We start from the raw sequence: 18622 nt of genomic DNA on the forward strand, positions 1-18622 counted from the left end.
AATCAGGTTGAAGGTTGAAGGTTTAAGAAGGTTGAATGAAGGTTTAATAAGGTTGTTCGCGTAGCGTGGCCGTTCGCGTAGCGTGGCCAAAAGGCCAAAAGGCCAAGGTTTAAGAAGGTTGTTCGCGTAGCGTGGCCGTTCGCGTAGCGTGGCCAAAAGGCCAAAAGGCCAAGGTTTACAGGGTTTTTGATAACTATCAGGTACACAGGTTTTTTACCTCTTAGCTCTTACCTGCTCCCTGCTCCCTGCTCCCTGCTCCCTAAAACCGAATAATTTGTACCTTACCCAGATACAAACGCTATATGATATCCCCCCTTTTAAAATGACCAATGATTACAATTTGCCTAAGCTACAGGTGTGTGATATTTCCAAAAGTTTTCGTCACCGACGGGAAGAATTGGTAGTGCTAAAGGATATTAATCTCAATCTTGAAGCCAATGAATTTGTGTGTATAGTTGGACCCTCTGGCTGCGGCAAATCAACCTTGCTCAACATTATCGCTGGACTAATTCCTCCTTCCAAAGGACATGTAAAGGTAGATGGTGAGGTGGTTTTAGGTCCTGGTCGGGATCGGGGCATGGTCTTTCAGAACTATACCCTATTTCCCTGGCTAACGATTGCTGATAATATTGGCTTTGGTCTGAGGTTACAACGATTGCCTAAGGGGGAATCCCAAGAACGGATTGCTTACTATTTGGATGTAATCGGTCTAAGCCGCTTTGCTAATGCTTACCCCAAACAGCTGTCAGGGGGTATGAAACAGCGGGTTGCGATCGCACGAGCGTTGGCTAATGAACCGGAAGTGCTGTTGATGGATGAGCCCTTTGGAGCCTTAGATGCCCAAACCAAGGAGGAATTGCAGGAATTTTTTCTTGGACTTTGGGAGAAGACCCATATTACCGTTTTGATGATTACCCATGATGTGGAAGAAGCGGTGTTCTTATCCGAGGGTATCTATGTGATGGGAGCTCATCCGGGTTGCATCCGGGATAAGATTATGATTGACTTACCCGCTGTTCGTACTCTGGATACAAAGCTAACCCTGGAATTTGTGGAATTGAAACGGCAGGTAATTCAAGCTTTGCGCAGTAAAAGCAAACGATAAATTAAATAAGACTCAACCTTTCCTTTTTATCAGCACAGTTTCAACTAGAGTCAAGGATAGACATACTGCAATCATTAGCCGAATCCCATCCTTTACTGCGATTACTAAATAAGTAACGATGTCTTCTTGTAGTGCTGCTGCTTGGTAATCTACTTTAATCAAGGTTTGCTCAAACCAATTTAGAGAAGTTGGCTCTTGATGATACAGAGGGTAAGCCAAAATATCTAATAACACTACCACAAGCAAACCTGTAGTTCCTCCAATTAATAATCTTCGCAATAACCTTTGTAATAACCTTTTACAAAATAACATGATATCTACTATCTTAGTGTTTTTAGCTATTACCTATTCCCAAAAGCTATTGGTAGAAAGTTGTAAGGGCGCACAGCTGTACACCCTTACTAAATTTTGACCTTTTGACTGACGAATAATCACACCCCACAGACAAAAAAATACTGACAAAAAATACTGACAAAACCCCTTAATGACTTAAGGCTCCATCGAGTACTCCACCAGCACCTCCACCGACCATTGGACGCCAAACTGACTTTGGATCAATGCCTCGTCGATAGCCTTGTATCCATGGTTGAGCAAATTTTATCGGTTTCCAAATGGTAGAAACTGGACTAAACATTCCTGTAACTGCACCTCCTGCTGCTGCTTGGAAAACACCATCACTTAGGCGTCTACCAAAAATAGCGTTGGATGCTACCTGAAAAGCTGCTCCTGATGCAGCACCAATTCCAGCTGATACGAGCAGTGGAGCAAGTGCTCCTTTAATCTGGTCTGTCTCGGTTTTTGTTTGTTCCGTAAACTCTAAATATTCAATTTTCATTTTCTGTCTGCTTAAGGTGTTTTATTATTATTACTATTACTGCCAAAAATGTTTCGCCAAATTGGCTTTGAAAATTATATAGAGTAAAGGGAATAGGGAACAGGGAACAGGGAACAGGGAGTAGGGAGTTGAAGGTTGTTCGCGTAGCGTGGCCAAAGGCCAAGGTTGAAGGTTGTTCGCGTAGCGTGGCCAAAGGCCAAGGTTGAAGGTTTAAGGTTGAAGGTTATTTTGTTGGAAGTTTAAAATTTAAAGTTGAAGGTTGACCATTAACTGTTAACTGTCAACCTTCAACTGTTATGATTTTTGCTTAAATTAACGAATACCCAAGACTAATTATTAGTCTTGGGTATTCGATAGTAGAAGGTTAAGCGATCAGCTAATGCGCTACGGGCACGCTACTTGAGGTGCTTATGCGCTACTTGAGGTGCCAAAGCCCAACGGCTGACCGCTGACCACTGACTACTGACGGCTGATAGCTGAATGCTTACTAGAAGGTTAAGCGATCGCATTCACAAAATTCTGATAAGCGGTCTCAACCTTCTGGGATTGGGAGGCGACATCAGCCTCTAACTGTTTCAAGCGAGCTAATTCTTGCTCCCGATTAATTTCATGAGATTCTTTTTGCTTCATTAAATTATCTAATTCCGCTTTGCGAGCTTTAATATCATCATCCATCCGCTCAGTTACTTCCTGCTCATACACATCAAAACATTCTTTGATAGCATCATAAATTGGTTGCCATTGCTCTTGTGCTACCTCAGGCAAATATTTCACCAACTCTTTTCTAGCTGCTTTCACCAATTCCTTACGAGCTTGATCGGCTTGCACGACTCCAACCCCTAATCCTAATAAGGCTAGATGCACTGGTCCGATAAAAATCCCAGGAATAAAGCTAATGATGCCACCAATTGCCATAACTGTGATGAAATTCAGCACAATATTTTTCCAATCGAAACCAGCTCCAGCCATAGCGACTCCTGCTATATTACCCCTAGCTAAGGAAAATAATCCTGCTGCCCATTTTGCCCAAGCAGGAGCATTATCTTCTGTAGTGTAGTTGCTGACAGGTCTTACGGTTTTTCCGGTTAACTTTTGATTAATTTTATCCGTTACTTTAGTATAGGAAGCCCCGTAGGTTACTGCACTGCGAGATAGCTGTTCAAAGGCAGCATCCATTTCTTTTTCAGCTGTCTTACTCCACTCTGACAATTTATCATTAATATACCGTTCAAAGCCTTGTCTCAACTCCGATTCAAAGGCTTCTCGTTTCCCTGTACTCAAGAAATCCATAAATCGGAGTTCAGGTTGATAGTATAAAAAATCCGATTCAAAGGTATTGCCTAAATTTAAAACATAGGTACGAAAGGAATCTGCGATCGCTTTCGCTTTACTATCCCGAACAGTTTTAATTTCATCCTTGAATTGCTCACCAATATCCTTGAGTTTATTAAATTCTGGTTCAACGGAATTAATCCGTTCTTTCAATTCATTTAAATCTTGCTCTAGCAAGGGGATGCGACGTTCAATAGCTTCATGAACATGGTTACTACCTTGACGGGCTAAGGTTCTCGCTTGTCGTAATTCAGAAATGGCTCGTTCCTTCGTTAAAAATGTATTGAGTGCTCCCATAAACTCCGGAAATCCTGTGCCATCAAGAGAGACGTCTGGATTTTTCACTCGCTTGCGCAGGGCATTAATTGCTGAAATTTCAAATACTCGTTCATCATAGATATCATAGCCATCTACCTGACAATAGTCTGCCAAGTTAGCCTGAAATACTCGCCGTAATAGATATCTTTCACATCTTTGTCGGTTCATATCACAGTCTCTAATGTCTCAAACATGTTCTAATAAAAAAAATTAGGTGGATAGTATGGTGGGGGATAAGAAAGCTGAATTGGTCAGTCTATTTCAGGAATTTATCAGTTCATATCCCTACACACCGGTTGGGTTAAGTCACATGGCAACCTACAAAGAGCAGCGTCGCCTTTGGTGTCGGAATTTTGAAGCTATCTCTGCCATAGTGGAGTCTGGAGAAGCTATAACAGAACCGATACTATTTCAGCTATTCCCTGATAGAGAATTGGCGATTACGTTGAATAGTCAATATGGTGAGGGTGATGATTCATGGATACTAACTATTCCTAGAAAACGTGATAATTATTTAGAATTACGATTGCCATTAAAACTGAAATATCATCATAAATGGATACAAAGGTTAGTAGAGCAGATTGGTTACGACATCCTTGAATTTGTTGGTTGCTGCACTAAGCATCCTAATCAGTTATCAGCAGCTTGTGATCAGTTTTCTACAGGGGAATACTCTAAAGGTTTTCCGACGGAAATGCTGACGAATCTCCTCAATGGGCTGCAACCAGATAGGTTTCTGTTAATCAATGATAATTCTCGACAGGTTATCAATTATTTTGTTAATACATCCTACGGAAAGAGACTGATAGATTATCCAGCAGCAAATGCTGCTGGATTGAAGCTGATTAAAGCATTAGATAACACTATGCATCAACCGGGTGTACCAGTGCTCAGGGATAATGATTTATTCGATATGTTTTGCTACTGGTTAGTTGCGGTTAAAGGGTATAATTTTTCGGGGAAAGAGGAGGTTACCGTATACTCCTCTGATGCTTCAAGGATGAAGTTACCAGAGGAGTATACGGTAAGCGAATGTGCTAGAGATACTGGTTTTGATATAGCAGAGTTAGAGGGATGGATACGTGCTATTGAACGCAAAGGACAAGGAATTTTTTACGGCCCACCAGGTACAGGTAAAACCTATAGTGCTCAAAAAATTGCTAACCATTTAATCAGTGGAAGTGATGGATTCACAGAACTTGTCCAATTCCATCCTGCCTATTCCTATGAAGATTTTATTCAAGGTATTCGTCCACAAAGTCAAAATGGAGAATTGAGATATCCTTTACTTCCAGGCAGATTTCTAGAATTCTGTAATAAAGCTGAGTCTCGGCGAGGAATTTGTGTTCTAATCATCGATGAAATTAATCGTGCTAACCTCGCTAGTGTGTTTGGAGAATTATTGTATCTACTAGAGTACCGGGATCAAAAAATTCCCTTAGCTGGCAGTAATCAACTATTCAGTATCCCGAAAAATGTTCGGATCATCGGTACTATGAACACAGCAGACCGTTCTATTGCTCTAGTTGATCAGGCATTTCGCCGTCGCTTTGCATTTATTCGGCTCTATCCCAACTATGAAATCCTGAGACGATATCACGAAACAACCGATTTTCCAGTTAATGGATTGATTAAGATACTCGAACAAATAAATAATGCGATCGCAGATCCTAACTACTCCCTGGGAATCTCCTTCTTTCTAATAGAAACTATAGCTGAGGAAATTGAAGATATCTGGCAAAGGGAAATTGAGCCATATCTAGAAGAATACTTTTTCGATCAACGGGATAAACTAGACCAATTTCGCTGGGACACTATTAAAGTTAATATTAAAAATTTAAACTAAAAGATGACAATAATCAAACTAACGGAGTATCAGCCAGATAAGATTCCACGCTACCAGATTCCAGAATCCGTAATCGATGAATTGCAGCAAAAATACAGCAATCAGGTAACAGTAAATCTTGAATACTCCAGAACGGGGGATTACTGGCAACTCACCTCTCAAGGATGGGTAGGTTATATTCCCCTAACCAATGAACTGAGCATCCAACTCCAGCCGAAAGTCCCCCTAAACAATCTTTTTGGAATGCTGGACTATGCTTATAACCTTAGAAGCTTTCACATTCTAGAGGGGTTGATTGATTGTAAATCTCTAGAAGAATTTTACGATTACTTGGTTAGTATCCTCATTAATGGCATACGCGATCGCATTCGCCAAGGACTCTACCGCACCTACATCCCCACAACTGGTCAACTAGCATACCTTCGGGGGCGTTTGGATGTACAGCAAACTATCCAGAAGCCATGGGATATCAAACTTAACTGCCATTACGACGAACACACTAGTGACATCGAAGATAATCAGATTATCGCCTGGACACTCCACTGTATCTGTCGCACTGGTTTATATAGCGCTAAGGTAAGTCCAATGTTGCGCCAAGCCTATCATGCCCTACAAAACCTTGTCACCCTACAACCTTATAGCGCTAGGGATTGTATTGGACGAAACTATAATCGGCTCAATCAGAATTACCAAAGGTTACATGCTCTTTGCCGCTTTTTTCTCGAACACAGCGGACCAAGTCATCAAACAGGTAGCAATACCATGTTGCCCTTTCTAGTAAACATGGCAAAACTCTATGAACGCTTTGTGGCTGAATGGCTAAAATCGCACTTACCCAGTGGATTTGGCATTAAGATACTTGAAAGAGTAGACATCAACAACACATTATATTTTTACATTGATTTAGTACTTTACGAGGTAGCTACTGAGAAAACATACTGCATTCTCGATACTAAGTATAAAATCCCTATTAGTCCATCTCGTGATGACTTTAACCAAGTAGTAATCTATGCCATCACACAAGATTGCCAAGAGGCAGTTTTAGTATATCCAGCTCCTTTAACTCAACCCCTTGATGTTAAAATTCGTGATATTCGAGTCCGCAGCTTGACGTTTTCTCTGGATGGGAATTTGGAAGAAGCTGGTGAACTATTCCTAAAGAAATTAACAGGATTTACTTAGAACTGGGAAACAAACCCTACAGGTAGAGTGACTAATGATTCCACAGACTTGATCTCATTGATCCTTGGCCAATTCTTCAATGCCCTGATGAATTACAATTGGTGTTCCCACAGACGCCCAATCAAATAACCACTCAGCATGATCCACAGCTACATTCACACAGCCATGACTTACTGGCGTACCAAACTTACGATGCCAGTATGCCCCATGGATAGCATAGCCCCGGTGGTAATACATGGCATAAGGTACATTGGCCAGATCGTAATCTGCACCACGCATTCTGTCCTTGCGACGCTTGGATTGAATCGTGAATGTACCAGGATGGGTAGGTGTTGAATCCTTGCCAGTAGAGACAATTATTGCATAAACCGGTTGTCTACCTTCCCAAGCAATCAGCCTTTGATTGGTTAGGTCTATCTCAATCCAGCGTTCTTCTGAATCTTGTAGTTCCATCACTCTAGTAGCGATTTGCTCACTCACAGGATTGGTCAACGCTGGTGTTGTCCAGACAGCCAAGGGGATTAGCATCAGTGGGAAACTGGCAAACAAGCTTCTTAAGGGACTTAGCCAGTGGAAAAACATATAACCTTAGCAGTCAATCAAACAAATCACCAACATCATAGCCTCAACTCAGAGAATCAGGGGCTAATCGTTGCTTTAGCAGTTTTGCTCGTTTTGCGATCGCATTCCAATTCCCCCTATCAATCAGGGATTTAGGAAACAAATTCCCAGAAAGACCCACAGCGATCGCTCCGATATTAATCAATTCCTGAGCATTGTCTATGGTAACACCACCAGTAGGGATTAAAGGGATGTGACCGAGTGGACCAAGTAAGGCTTTGATGTAACTAGCACCACCGACCGCCTGAATCGGAAACACCTTAACACAGCTAGCACCAGCATCCCAAGCTGTCACAATTTCTGTGGGGGAAAGTGCTCCGGGAACCACTGGCACCTTAGCAGCTACCGCTGCTTTAATAACTGCTGTATCCACATGGGGACTAAAGATAAACTGCGCTCCAACATCAATTGCCTGATGTAACTGAGATTGGTTTAATATCGTGCCAGTACCAATGATACAGTTGGGTAATTCTTTATGGAGCTGACTAATCAGCTCAGGAGCATCAGCGCTATTCCAGGTAATTTCAATTAACCGTATACCCCCAGTGGCTACTGTCTTAGCCATCTGCTCTCCTAGGGATTTCGAGGATGCTCGAATCACAGCAATTACTCGCTGCTGTCGTAATAGGTTTAACCAGTTATCAGTCCTCAATTCTAGTTACCATTAGTTAACCTCAACACCCTCGTGCGTTCCCGTAGCGTGACCTACGGTCAAATCGCATCTGGATAACTAGCAACTTGGGTTACCGAAAGACGCGGCTCGCTTGCCCCTGGCCTAAGCGCCATGGGGATGAAGAACTAAGCGCGAATAAATTCGCGCGTGTCATTTCAGATTTCCGGAATTCTGATTAATTTTATAATAGGACTGTAGTTTATAATAGGAACCGAGGCAACATTCACTTCAACATAAGTAGACCGCGTAAAAGCGATGCAGTGGCCTCACGGGGGTTTCCCCCACTCGCGCTTTGCATAAAGAGAACGTGGTTTTAAAAGTTGATAGCGATGTACGTAAACTGTCACACAAATGCAAGGCGGCTCCAGTCCGGGACTAACTTGGTCCCGGACTGGAGCCAGGCATAGCTCAGGCATTTCCAACTGAGGAGTCTGTTAACGAGGCGCTACGCCTTTTGATGCAGATTGCTCAACGTCAGGGTGCCTAACCCATCCCTGCACTGGACGCTCAGGCTTAAGCGTCTTTGCATTAGTTTTTAGGTTTCGTTCGCGCCGGTGAGGCAACCCGTTAGGGGATCGAACAAGTTCATTGCTCAGTCGTTTAGGAGATATTGGGGAAAGTTAATGAAATGTCAGAGAATCGTCTCAACCCGGAAACAGATCCAGAGTGATAGCGATCTGAGTGCGGGTTGGTTACAGCGGCCTGGAGTGCGGTCAGTGCCAGTAAAAAAGAACGATCCCCCTGGGGCGCCGGCTGTGAGTTGGAACTTTGTGAATGTGCCTGTGCGTGGGCGGGGTGCGCCTGAGGTGCAGCCAAAGTTACCCTGGAATGAGGATGTGCAAAAGAAAGCGGAAGAAGCGATTCGACACGGTCGATTGGACAGTAGCAAAACACCAATGCAACTTCAACCCAGCGAACGCAAGACCGAAAACCGCACAGGAATGCCAGATCAGTTAAGGTCAGGATTGGAACGGTTTACGGAGCCTGACTTATCAGGGGTTCCCGTGCACCACAACTCCACCAGACTCGCACAATCAAATGCTCCAGCTTCGGCCCAGGGTCATGACATTCATGGCGGTCGCAACTTGGTCGATATTCCTGTTCATTCTCCTGATGCACAAGCATTGGCACCTGTTCAGTTTCGGCCTGCTATTCAGCCATATAGAGCCAGTGTTACTCCGCAAAATCTTCCAGTGCAACCGATACAGGCAAAGTTGAACGTCGGGCAACTAAGGGATAAGTACGAAGAAAAGGCCGGTCGGGTGTCTAGATCAGCAACACAGAGAAAACGCACGATCCAAGCGAAAGGCGGAATGACCGGGAAAAGCCAAGAGTCATCAGAGGCGTCCCTCCACAATCAAACGGGATTACCCGACGATCTCAAAACAGGGGTAGAAAACCTATCGGGATATTCCCTTGATGATGTCAGAGTTCATTATAATTCGCCCAAACCTGCCCAATTACAAGCATTAGCTTACACCCAAGGGACGGATATTCATGTCGCACCTGGACAAGAGGAACATTTAACCCATGAAGCTTGGCACGTCGTCCAGCAGATGCAGGGAAAGGTAAAACCGACGATACAAGCCCAAGGGATGTCGATTAATAACGATCAGGGTTTGGAACATGAAGCAGATGTAATGGGACTGAAGGCATTGCAGAGACGGGAGGGGGACAGGCAATTTGGGCAAATAAGGCCGACTGCTACAGTAGTTCAGCAGCGGTCATTGGGTCACGAGGTAATTCAGGGGCAATGGGAACAAATTTTGTACAGTCTGCTAGTCGGGGGAGCAACTTTAGGGGTACTAGCAGCATATTCTTGGTGGCCTGCAGGCTGGGGCCTCGCTCAGTTGCGTAACTTGTCTCAGTATGTAGCTCTGAGGGATATTCTCTCATGGGCAAATCTTGCCTGGACTCCTGGTAATGTTATTAACCTAGCCCAAGCCTATGCAGCAGACGCCGGAGGACGAACGGCTGCCGACTGGGTTGCTATCGCTGGTGCAGTTGGTGCAACAGACCATGAAGCTAATGTGGCAACCTTTGCACGAATGCCCGCGTGGAATCCTGTCAACATCACTGCCCTGTTAGCTTTGTTCAAAGCAAACCCCGGAGGACGAACGGCTGCCGACTGGGTTGCTATCGCTGGTGCAGTTGGTGCAACAGACCATGAAGCTAATGTGGCAACCTTTGCACGAATGCCCGCGTGGAATCCTGTCAACATCACTGCCCTGTTAGCTTTGTTCAAAGCAAACCCCGGAGGACGAACGGCAGACGACTGGGTCACTATCGCTGGTGCAGTTGGTGCAACAGACCATCAACGTAATGTGGCAGCCTTTGCACGAATGCCTGCGTGGAATCCGGTCAACATCACTGCCCTGTTAGCTTCGTTCAAAGCAAACGCCGGAGGACGAACGGCAGACGACTGGGTCACTATCGCTGGTGCAGTTGGTGCAAAAAACCATGAAGCTAATGTGGCAGCCTTTGCACGAATGCCTGGGTGGAAACGGGCAAACATCACTGCCCTGTTAGCTTCGTTCAAAGCAAACCCCGGAGGACGAACGGCAGACGACTGGGTCACTATCGCTGGTGCAGTTGGTGCAAAAAACCATGAAGCTAATGTGGCAGCCTTTGCACGAATGCCTGGGTGGAAACGGGCAAACATCATTGCCCTGTTAGCTTTGTTCGAAGCAAACGCCGGAGGACGAACGGCAGCCGACTGGGTCGCTATCGCTGGTGCACGTGGCGCAAAAAACGATGAAGCTAATGTGGCAACCTTTGCACAAATGCCCGCGTGGAATCCGACAAACATCACTGCCCTGTTAGCTTTGTTCAAAGCAAACGCCGGAAGACGAACGGCAGCCAACTGGGTTGCTATCGCTACTGCAGTTGGTGCAACAGACCATGAAGCTAATGTAGCAGCCTTTACACGAATGCCCGCGTGGAATCTGGCAAACATCACTGCCCTGTTAGCTTTGTTCGAAGCAAACGCCGGAGGACGAACGGCTGCCGACTGGGTCGCTATTGGTCGAGCAAACCAAGCTTTAGTCGATCAAGAGGTAGCAGTTTCAGAACTAGGTAGAATGGCTGGCTGGCTTTCCGCTAACATCCCTCCTTTTGCCGATAACGCAATTAATGCCGGCCTCACTGTGGGGAATTTACAAGCATTTCTCAGAACAGTTAATGCTGTGCCAAACAGTTTAGCGCTTGTGGGAGCCTGGGGAGCGAATGTGGTCGGACAAACGGTTGGGACCATTCTGACGGCTGGGGGCGCTCCCACAAATCCAGAATTAGTCCAGTTACTTGGGTTTGCCAATGTACATAATTGGGCGGCCGTTAATCTGACAAACGCTGCCGGTGGTGCAATATGTGGAGTACCAAATTGGGGGGCAACTCTCCCTCATGCGAATACATTTGCTACTAACTGGGTCAGGCCAGTTTGGCCAGCTGGAATGGGTGGAACAGTTGTAGCCACAAATCTTTTCCCCGGACCTAGGCCTGGAATAGGAGGTTATCAGGTCCAATTGCGCCTACTACAACAAAGAATTAATCATGTAGCAAATGGGCATAGTTTTGATAATTTTGACATGACCTATGCAAATTGCATCCGAAACGGTGTGGGAGGTAACATCACCTTATATCCTGTTGGCACAAACATAACCGCAACAGTCACGGCACATGTTAACTCAGTACCAGGACAAAATCTAGCCGATCAAGTTGCCTCAACCTATCCACTCAATGGCGTTGACCCTGGTAAATTTCTACAAAACAATATGGTGGGCGACAGAGTGGGTATCCAATCCGATGGCAATAGGTTTGGCCCTGGTGGAGGCACTTACCCAACCGCACTTACCCAATGTTATCCTTTACCGGGAGGAGCAAGTATTGTCGTAATTGTTGGTCGTGACCTCGTGGCCATTGGTAGATTGATGGGCCAAATCCCATAATGAATTGAAAAGCTATGAACAACTTTAATATAGCCTTGTATAAAGGCCCATCTTTTGAGAAGATCACATTAAAAGCCTATTCGATGCTGAGTGAGGCTGAGCGTATTAATTTTGAAACCAACCTAAATCAGGTTGGCATAAGTTTATGTGTCAATGGAGAGGAAAAACTCTCACATCTCATTAGCTTCGGTCCTCTGCAAACTCTTCTTTCCCAACTTGGACATGGGATTAACCGTCTAATAAATAATGAGTTTGCCTTAATAAGGAGTGGCGTCTTAGATGTTTCGGAAGGGCATTTTCTGCTTATTGAGCCAACTTTAGATGGCGAATCAGCGCTCATTTCGTTGATCAGCATATCGGAAACTCCGATTAGTGAGTATTTCCCAAACGGTCACCATAGTAATGAGTTATACGATTATATTCTTCTACATCAAGAAGCCTTAATCGAACAAAGTGTTAAACGCGACTACCCTGTAAAGATTCAGTTTGATATAAATCATCTACTAAAATCTTTGAAGCAAAGCAAAGAATATGGGGCTCTTGAGGTTTTATGACATAAATACTAGTTCATTCGATCATGGTCGATATGAGTGCAATCTCCTACCGTCGGGTGCGTTAGCGCGATCTCACTTGTAGGGGTGTGTTGGGTTATGTCTAATTGCCAGTGCACAAGACGCTCAGGCTTAAACGTCCTTGCTTTAGCTCTATCTTCAATCTCGTAGTTAGGCCAAAGCCGTAACGCACCATCACTTATCGTAAAAATTACTCGCTCACAAACCTTTGCGTGCCTAAATTGCTATTCACTTTCTGGAAACTCGACCAAATCTGGAAGTAGTGCGATCGCCGATCTTGTAGGTTGGGTTGAGGCACGAAACCCAACAATCACACCGTTTAACTTTACTGTTATCCCACAACCCAAGAACCCTGAGAATTACTTTTGAGACAGTGTTTTTAAGTTCACTGAGCAATTGCGCTCTGAGGTAATATCATGTCCGGTTGAATACTTACACCCTTGGGCGAATCGAAGGCAGAGGGCAGAAGGCAGAAGTAAAGGAGTAAGGTTTCAAGGGTAATGGTTTTTTATAACTAATTATCCGAACCTGATATAAGTTACGATGGTTTGATACTGGATGCGCGGAAAGTTAATCTATGAGCCTCGTTTTAGAACGTGAGACACCGCCTCTGCAAGAAGATGGAACCGGAGCGATTCGAGTTGGAAATTCAAGAGTTTTGCTAGAGACTGTTATTCGAGCCTTTCAAGATGGTGCATCCCCTGAGTCTATTGTCCATCGATACTCGACTCTATCTTTGTCCGATGTTTACAATACAATTGGCTACTACCTTCGACACCAAGATGCGGTAGAAAGATACTTAAATCATAGAGAGCAGTTAGCTGAATCAGTGCAGCAACGATTGTCTAGAATCCAACCTGATCTCAGCGTAATTCGTAGCTGATGAAAATTTTCATGTGTCTCCATGACAGCAATATGTCACTGATGACCAATAATTAGTCACTGTACAATTTAGTAACTATTCGGTAATTTATGCTTAAAAGCCCGTGACGAGGATTGAACTCGTGACCTCACCCTTACCAAGGGTGTGCTCTACCACTGAGCCACACGGGCTAGATTTAAATTATTAGATTTACATTATTGGTTTGATTTAGCCTAATGTACTTTGGCCAAATTTACTCTGCCAAGGTATCAATTAATCAGCTTTTGATTTGCCGACCCTAAACCAGTCATGGTAATTAGTCAACGGTTAACATCAGCAAATTTTCTGCTGACTTATCAAAAGTATATTTAGGTTATATCCCAAACCATTGTGGTGGGCCGGGCTGGATTTGAACCAGCGTAGGCATAGCCAACGGATTTACAGTCCGCCCCCATTAACCACTCGGGCACCGACCCTTTTAGCTCACATTTATAAATGTTAGCACAGCTTTTAGGAATTGTCAATTTTTTAAGGAAATCGACGGTAATTAGCCAATGGTGTACGCGTTGTGCAAGGCCCACCAGATCAGAACGCTGATACTGCCCAAAACCAGAATTGCTGAAATAACCACGGCTGTGGGGCTATCAGCTCCTTTAAACTTCATGATGCCACGATTGAGGTCTGACATAGTTTGTCGCTCCTGTTTGAGTTATCAGGGATCTAACCAACAAGTCGATTATAGCCAGGGCTAGATCAGGGGGAAATTTACCGATTAACCTTGGTATACTCAGCTTTGAGCGGTTATACTCGGCTTTTAAAGTGATCTCACTACTGAAAACCTAGACAAAACTATAGGAAAAATTTATAAATTATATAGGATTTTCTTGTGAAAGTATTGCTATTAACCTTGGCAGTGCTAGTCAGTTCCTTGGTAGCGCTAGAGGTCGGTTTACGATGGCTGCTCGGCTTCGGTAATCCCCTGATTTATGTGGCAGATGAGGAAATTGGCTACTTGCTAGCCCCTAACCAAAGCACCAGACGGTTTGGCAACCGCATTGTCATTAATGAATATTCCATGCGCAGTCCCAGCACCACTCCTAGGCTACCGCGATCCATGCTGCGGGTGTTCCTACTGGGGGATTCTGTTGCGAATGGGGCTTGGTGGACAGACCAAGACCAAACCATATCAGCACTGCTCCAATCTCAATTAGAACTATGGCTGACCAAAGACGTCTTACCAAGACTAACCAAGGAGAAACCATTTGAAACAGTGGAAGTCCTTAATGCTTCTGCTAATTCTTGGGGACCACGAAATGAGTTAGCCTATCTACGACGCTTTGGCACCTTCAACGCCCATGTAGTGGTATTACTGATTAATACCGATGACTTGTTTGCTACAGCACCGACTTCTGTACAAGTGGGACGCGATCGCAATTATCCCAGCCAAAAACCCCTCCTAGCCATAGCCGAGATCTGGAGTCGCTATCTCCTGAGAGCGCCAGCTATTCCTGAAATGGAAGCAGTCAGAGCGGAACCAGGAGACCGGGTTGGCTTTAATCTCAAGGCCATTGGGGAAATTAAGACCCTAACTGATGCTGCTGGAGCCAAGTTAGTGCTAGGGATGACCCCCCTACTGCGGGAAATTGGAACCAAAGGACCTCGTGACTATGAGTTAAAAGCCCGTAAACGCTTGAGTGGCTTTACTCAAGAGCACAACATTACTTATCTAGATTTTTTACCAGTGTTCAATAACACCGAAACACCAGAAATACTTTACCGTGACCACATTCACCTTAGCCCCCAAGGAAATCAGAAAGTCAGCGAAGTGATATCAACTCAGGTAGCTTCATCAGTGATCAAACTTTTCAGGTAAATGGAAAAAGGGACAGGGGAAAAGGTTGATCGCAAATCCAGATTCAAGACCCCCTGTTGAAGTCAGTCTGTCCAGGCAGACTTTGTACTCTTCGATAAGGCTTAACCTACCTATAGCCGCGACTTTTAGTCGTCAGGGCTAGAAGGGATTTATCAAAGCGGATTTGGCTAATTTGTTCCTTACCCCCTTAGGCTCCTCCTAATGTCGGTCAGTTACAAGTGCAACTGACCCCTAAATTATCAACAAAAAGCCCTTAACAGGGAACTGTCATAACCGAAGTATGGAGTTTATGATTCCCATTATCTACGTTGTGCCAAACTTGACCATCAAGAGCCATCTGCTCAATCAAACTTGCCAATCGCAGTGCTTTTAGGGCTTGTTCACCCCCGACAGAAGGTTGATTACCACCCCGTACACAATTGACAAAGTGTTCTAACTCAGCATGGAGTGGTTCAATGTTACTGGTATAAACCTTCTCAATCAAACCATCCTGTCGGTAAAGCACTTGACCATAGTCGGTCATATAATTGGCAGTGGTTTGCCGATGAATTAGAATCTCATTATTGAGGAAATCAGCTTCCGTCAGAGAATTTTTGCAATGGGCAGCGATGCGACGGATTTTTCGGTGTGTAACTTTACTGGCCGTGACAGTACCAACAATACCATTGGCAAACCCCAAGGTAGCAGTGACGTAATCTAAATACCCGGAATCAGAAGCACGGCTGCCACTAGCGGTTAACCTTGTCACAGGTGAGGCTACCAATTCTAGTAATAGATCTATATCATGAATCATGAGATCCAAAACCACCGAGACATCATTGGCTCGGTCAGAGTAGGGACTCATGCGATGAGCTTCCACAGCCAGCAATTGTTCTGTCTTCAGAACTTTGCTCAGTTCCTGGAAAGCTGGGTTAAAACGTTCAATATGTCCAACTTGAAGAATACATTGGGACTCTGCTGCAGCATTCACTAAGGATTCTGCCTCAGCAATACTAGCGGCAATCGGTTTTTCAATTAAAATATGGACTCCAGCTTGTAGACAAGTCATCCCGACGTCATGATGTAGACGGGTCGGCACTGCAATGCAAACCGCCTCTACATAGGGAAGAAGATCGTGATAATCTTCAAAAAAGCGAACACGGTACTTACTGGCAATATTTAAACCACGCTCGACGTTAATGTCTGCCACACCCACAATTTCAACGTCTTTGAGAAGACTCAAAACTCGGGCATGATGTTGTCCCATATTGCCAACGCCAATCACACCGATTTTGATTGGCTGCGGTAAGTTGCGCTGGACTTGATGATCTCGATGTCTTTGATAAGTACGATTCTGCACTCTTTTTTGCTCCTCCACCACTGGTAATAAGTCGATTTACTTAATCTAAGTCGCCTTAAACCATCCAGATAGTACCACAGCAACTATAAATGTGAAGAATTTCAAAGCTTTGTCCATCCTATTCAGCCTAAAAGAACCTTTAAAACATGTGTTCTATACTTATTGTGGTTTGACGAAATATGGAACACTAACCCTATGTGTCAGTTTGTGGGTTGTCTGTTGACAGAGCAATGAAATTATTAATTGGTAGTTGTAGTAACAGTGCAAAACGTTTGATTAGGCATTATCCTGATGAGACTTGTGATATCTGGTTGGATCATGTCTAAGAAAGTAATTGTGTTGTTATCTGGAGGTTTAGACTCTGCTACAGTTTTGTATCAATCAGTAGGAGACGGTTATGAGTGTTATGCCCTTTCCTTTGATTATCAGCAGCGACATCGACGAGAACTCAAATCAGCCTACGCAATTGCTAGTGCAGCAGGTGTTAAGGAACATCAGGTAGTCAGGTTTGACTTACGGCAGTGGGGAGGTTCAGCGTTAACCGATGATAACCTTGACCTACCCAAGGAGCGTAGTCTAGAGCAGATGTCTCAAGAAATCCCCATTACCTACGTTCCAGCCCGTAACACGATTTTTCTGAGCTTTGGCTTATCCTATGCAGAAGCAATTGGTGCTGAGGGAGTCTATGTGGGTGTCAATGCCTTAGATTATTCTGGCTATCCAGATTGCCGTCCGGATTATATCCAAGCAATGCAGACAGCTTTTGATTTGGGTACGAAACAAGGTAGGGAGGGCAATGGAATTAAAATTGTCACTCCTCTGATTGACCTGAAAAAAACCGAAATTATCCAATTAGGCAATCAGCTCGGTGTGCCTTGGGAAAAAACCTGGTCATGCTACACAGGGAACGATCTAGCTTGTGGTGTTTGTGATGCTTGTCGGTTGCGATTGGCTGCCTTTGCTGAGTTGGGATTGGACGATCCACTTACTTATCAGGAAGGCTGAGTGCCTCCGTGTGAAGGGTGCTGAGTAAGCTGAGTAATCAGTGTGTTGGTAGAACAACAGGGATTTTAATTGCTGTTGGATACTAAGATAATTGATTTAGCTGATAGTTACGGCTGGCGTAGATACGGTAAACCCCTGTATCTGCCAGCAATACTTCTTGATCAATCACTAACTGGTAGCCTTTCCGTTGGAGTAAGTTTGTGATCTGCTTTAGTTTTATCCCTGCTGTAATCTGATCAACCTCCATGACAATTTGCTGAATTTTTTCCCAATCCTTTTCCTTGATGCCAGCCAGGATATCTAGCTGAGGTTGATCAGCATTAACTTTGAGTAAATCAATTTTTTCAATGTTATGTTGATGAATCATACTAGATATACTCTTTGAGTGCTTGGAAAGTCCAAAATTGAAGACTTTGGCATTGGAGCCATACAGTGATGCATTGATCTGCAACAGTTCAAAAACATCTGGTAAGGTTTCAAAGGAGAATAGTCTGGCATTTTTACAGATTTGCTGAGCAAACAGGGTGAACATACCGATGTTTGCCCCTATATCAAAAATACAATCCCCATCATGGATAGTTATGCCATGTTTAATGTAGGTCTTTTCTTCAAATATTTCTTGATATAATTCATTGGTTTCTTGTTCATTTTCATGAACGATTACTAAATTATTTGGTAAATGGTAATCGTTATGATTAACTAGCAATGCTTCGGCTTTAAGAATATCAAAATTGGTAGCTAATCCTAGGTTAGAGTGATTTGGTGATAATGGCTGATTGGCAGGAGACTTGATCCAGTCTTCAAAACTAGAGCAGATGACAGGACTCCCATTTTTTTGAGTAGATATTATACTAGACTTATCAAATATTTTTTCAACATGTTGATAAGATTTTGATAAGTTTATTTTGGATGGAATATTTATATCTTCCATCCATAAGTTAAGAGATTGATTTAAGGGTTCTGCTGTCAGGGTAGCTGTTAGTTTAATAGTTATTTCAGATAGTTGATTTGCGTTTAATACCATAGGTATTTTTGTTAACTATATTGATTTAAAGGCACAGTAGTAATATCACGAATTATAAGTAGTTATCTTGACATAGATATTACTGACTTAA

At 43.8% G+C, this 18622-nt stretch carries 18 protein-coding genes and 2 tRNA genes; 8 read left to right on the forward strand and 12 right to left on the reverse strand.

Annotated features, from left to right (window positions below; genetic code table 11):
• Nucleotides 1-2: 2 nt before the first annotated feature.
• Nucleotides 3-206: a hypothetical protein gene (locus F6J99_RS05190; protein WP_293111997.1), complete on the reverse strand. Its 204-nt coding sequence runs from the start codon at nucleotides 204-206 to the stop codon at nucleotides 3-5.
• A gap of 116 nt (nucleotides 207-322) precedes the next feature.
• On the opposite strand from F6J99_RS05190, the gene F6J99_RS05195 reads away from it, so the two are divergent.
• Nucleotides 323-1105: an ABC transporter ATP-binding protein gene (locus tag F6J99_RS05195; protein ID WP_293111998.1), complete on the forward strand. Its 783-nt coding sequence runs from the start codon at nucleotides 323-325 to the stop codon at nucleotides 1103-1105.
• Nucleotides 1106-1117: 12 nt separating this feature from the next.
• Here the strand turns inward: F6J99_RS05195 and F6J99_RS05200 are convergent, their stop codons facing one another.
• From F6J99_RS05200 to F6J99_RS05215, 4 genes are all read right to left on the reverse strand, one after another.
• Nucleotides 1118-1384, reverse strand: a complete 267-nt coding sequence (locus F6J99_RS05200; protein ID WP_293111999.1) for a hypothetical protein — start codon at nucleotides 1382-1384, stop codon at nucleotides 1118-1120.
• Between the two features lie 202 nt (nucleotides 1385-1586).
• Nucleotides 1587-1940: a hypothetical protein gene (locus tag F6J99_RS05205; RefSeq protein WP_293112000.1), complete on the reverse strand. Its 354-nt coding sequence runs from the start codon at nucleotides 1938-1940 to the stop codon at nucleotides 1587-1589.
• Between the two features lie 74 nt (nucleotides 1941-2014).
• Nucleotides 2015-2140: a hypothetical protein gene (locus F6J99_RS05210; RefSeq protein ID WP_293112001.1), complete on the reverse strand. Its 126-nt coding sequence runs from the start codon at nucleotides 2138-2140 to the stop codon at nucleotides 2015-2017.
• Between the two features lie 295 nt (nucleotides 2141-2435).
• The gene (locus F6J99_RS05215) at nucleotides 2436-3758 is read right to left on the reverse strand and encodes a hypothetical protein (RefSeq protein WP_365972648.1); all 1323 of its coding nucleotides are present in this window, start codon (nucleotides 3756-3758) and stop codon (nucleotides 2436-2438) included.
• A gap of 55 nt (nucleotides 3759-3813) precedes the next feature.
• Here F6J99_RS05215 and F6J99_RS05220 point away from each other — a divergent pair, with 55 nt between their 5' ends.
• Nucleotides 3814-5436: an AAA family ATPase gene (locus tag F6J99_RS05220; protein WP_293112002.1), complete on the forward strand. Its 1623-nt coding sequence runs from the start codon at nucleotides 3814-3816 to the stop codon at nucleotides 5434-5436.
• A 3-nt stretch (nucleotides 5437-5439) separates the two neighbouring features.
• Nucleotides 5440-6618 (forward strand): restriction endonuclease, encoded by a 1179-nt coding sequence (locus F6J99_RS05225; protein ID WP_293112003.1) that lies wholly within the window; start codon nucleotides 5440-5442, stop codon nucleotides 6616-6618.
• 54 nt (nucleotides 6619-6672) lie between these two features.
• On the opposite strand, the gene F6J99_RS05230 is transcribed toward F6J99_RS05225, so the two are convergent.
• Together F6J99_RS05230 and F6J99_RS05235 are read right to left on the reverse strand one after the other, a co-directional pair.
• Nucleotides 6673-7146 (reverse strand): L,D-transpeptidase, encoded by a 474-nt coding sequence (locus F6J99_RS05230; RefSeq protein WP_293112004.1) that lies wholly within the window; start codon nucleotides 7144-7146, stop codon nucleotides 6673-6675.
• 97 nt (nucleotides 7147-7243) lie between these two features.
• A complete protein-coding gene (locus F6J99_RS05235) occupies nucleotides 7244-7891 on the reverse strand; it encodes a bifunctional 4-hydroxy-2-oxoglutarate aldolase/2-dehydro-3-deoxy-phosphogluconate aldolase (protein ID WP_293112005.1) in 648 nt (215 codons plus the stop codon).
• 644 nt (nucleotides 7892-8535) lie between these two features.
• Here F6J99_RS05235 and F6J99_RS05240 point away from each other — a divergent pair.
• From F6J99_RS05240 to F6J99_RS05250, 3 genes are all read left to right on the forward strand, one after another.
• Nucleotides 8536-11856, forward strand: a complete 3321-nt coding sequence (locus F6J99_RS05240) for a DUF4157 domain-containing protein (protein ID WP_293112006.1) — start codon at nucleotides 8536-8538, stop codon at nucleotides 11854-11856.
• Nucleotides 11857-11870: 14 nt separating this feature from the next.
• Nucleotides 11871-12410, forward strand: a complete 540-nt coding sequence (locus tag F6J99_RS05245) for a hypothetical protein (protein ID WP_293112007.1) — start codon at nucleotides 11871-11873, stop codon at nucleotides 12408-12410.
• A gap of 595 nt (nucleotides 12411-13005) precedes the next feature.
• A complete protein-coding gene (locus tag F6J99_RS05250) occupies nucleotides 13006-13311 on the forward strand; it encodes a DUF433 domain-containing protein (protein WP_293112008.1) in 306 nt (101 codons plus the stop codon).
• A gap of 98 nt (nucleotides 13312-13409) precedes the next feature.
• On the opposite strand, the gene F6J99_RS05255 is transcribed toward F6J99_RS05250, so the two are convergent.
• From F6J99_RS05255 to F6J99_RS05265, 3 genes are all read right to left on the reverse strand, one after another.
• Nucleotides 13410-13481 (reverse strand) — tRNA-Thr (locus F6J99_RS05255).
• 200 nt (nucleotides 13482-13681) lie between these two features.
• Nucleotides 13682-13766: transfer RNA gene (locus F6J99_RS05260), tRNA-Tyr, on the reverse strand.
• Between the two features lie 71 nt (nucleotides 13767-13837).
• Nucleotides 13838-13978 (reverse strand): hypothetical protein, encoded by a 141-nt coding sequence (locus F6J99_RS05265; protein ID WP_168166531.1) that lies wholly within the window; start codon nucleotides 13976-13978, stop codon nucleotides 13838-13840.
• 198 nt (nucleotides 13979-14176) lie between these two features.
• Here F6J99_RS05265 and F6J99_RS05270 point away from each other — a divergent pair, with 198 nt between their 5' ends.
• Nucleotides 14177-15163 carry an SGNH/GDSL hydrolase family protein gene (locus F6J99_RS05270; RefSeq protein ID WP_293112009.1) on the forward strand — a complete coding sequence of 329 codons (987 nt, stop codon included), beginning with the start codon at nucleotides 14177-14179 and terminating at the stop codon, nucleotides 15161-15163.
• Between the two features lie 253 nt (nucleotides 15164-15416).
• Here the strand turns inward: F6J99_RS05270 and F6J99_RS05275 are convergent, their stop codons facing one another.
• A complete protein-coding gene (locus F6J99_RS05275) occupies nucleotides 15417-16502 on the reverse strand; it encodes a Gfo/Idh/MocA family oxidoreductase (protein ID WP_149031254.1) in 1086 nt (361 codons plus the stop codon).
• A gap of 318 nt (nucleotides 16503-16820) precedes the next feature.
• On the opposite strand from F6J99_RS05275, the gene queC reads away from it, so the two are divergent.
• Nucleotides 16821-17507: a 7-cyano-7-deazaguanine synthase QueC gene (gene queC, locus F6J99_RS05280; RefSeq protein ID WP_070396949.1), complete on the forward strand. Its 687-nt coding sequence runs from the start codon at nucleotides 16821-16823 to the stop codon at nucleotides 17505-17507.
• 82 nt (nucleotides 17508-17589) lie between these two features.
• On the opposite strand, the gene F6J99_RS05285 is transcribed toward queC, so the two are convergent.
• Nucleotides 17590-18531: an FkbM family methyltransferase gene (locus F6J99_RS05285; RefSeq protein WP_293112010.1), complete on the reverse strand. Its 942-nt coding sequence runs from the start codon at nucleotides 18529-18531 to the stop codon at nucleotides 17590-17592.
• Nucleotides 18532-18622 lie beyond the last annotated feature (91 nt).

The organism is Moorena sp. SIO4G3 (genome assembly GCF_010692305.1).
Classification (GTDB): domain Bacteria; phylum Cyanobacteriota; class Cyanobacteriia; order Cyanobacteriales; family Coleofasciculaceae; genus Moorena; species Moorena producens_A.

Bases quoted from the DNA above. Each gene is read 5' to 3' on its own strand.
- F6J99_RS05195 (WP_293111998.1), top strand. From the start codon at position 323: ATGACCAATGATTACAATTTGCCTAAGCTACAGGTGTGTGATATTTCC.
- F6J99_RS05265 (WP_168166531.1), bottom strand. From the start codon at position 13,978: ATGTCAGACCTCAATCGTGGCATCATGAAGTTTAAAGGAGCTGATAGC.
- F6J99_RS05250 (WP_293112008.1), top strand. From the start codon at position 13,006: ATGAGCCTCGTTTTAGAACGTGAGACACCGCCTCTGCAAGAAGATGGA.
- F6J99_RS05215 (WP_365972648.1), bottom strand. From the start codon at position 3,758: ATGAACCGACAAAGATGTGAAAGATATCTATTACGGCGAGTATTTCAG.
- F6J99_RS05245 (WP_293112007.1), top strand. From the start codon at position 11,871: ATGAACAACTTTAATATAGCCTTGTATAAAGGCCCATCTTTTGAGAAG.
- F6J99_RS05205 (WP_293112000.1), bottom strand. From the start codon at position 1,940: ATGAAAATTGAATATTTAGAGTTTACGGAACAAACAAAAACCGAGACA.
- F6J99_RS05285 (WP_293112010.1), bottom strand. From the start codon at position 18,531: ATGGTATTAAACGCAAATCAACTATCTGAAATAACTATTAAACTAACA.
- F6J99_RS05230 (WP_293112004.1), bottom strand. From the start codon at position 7,146: ATGCTAATCCCCTTGGCTGTCTGGACAACACCAGCGTTGACCAATCCT.
- F6J99_RS05225 (WP_293112003.1), top strand. From the start codon at position 5,440: ATGACAATAATCAAACTAACGGAGTATCAGCCAGATAAGATTCCACGC.
- F6J99_RS05220 (WP_293112002.1), top strand. From the start codon at position 3,814: ATGGTGGGGGATAAGAAAGCTGAATTGGTCAGTCTATTTCAGGAATTT.
- queC (WP_070396949.1), top strand. From the start codon at position 16,821: ATGTCTAAGAAAGTAATTGTGTTGTTATCTGGAGGTTTAGACTCTGCT.
- F6J99_RS05240 (WP_293112006.1), top strand. From the start codon at position 8,536: ATGAAATGTCAGAGAATCGTCTCAACCCGGAAACAGATCCAGAGTGAT.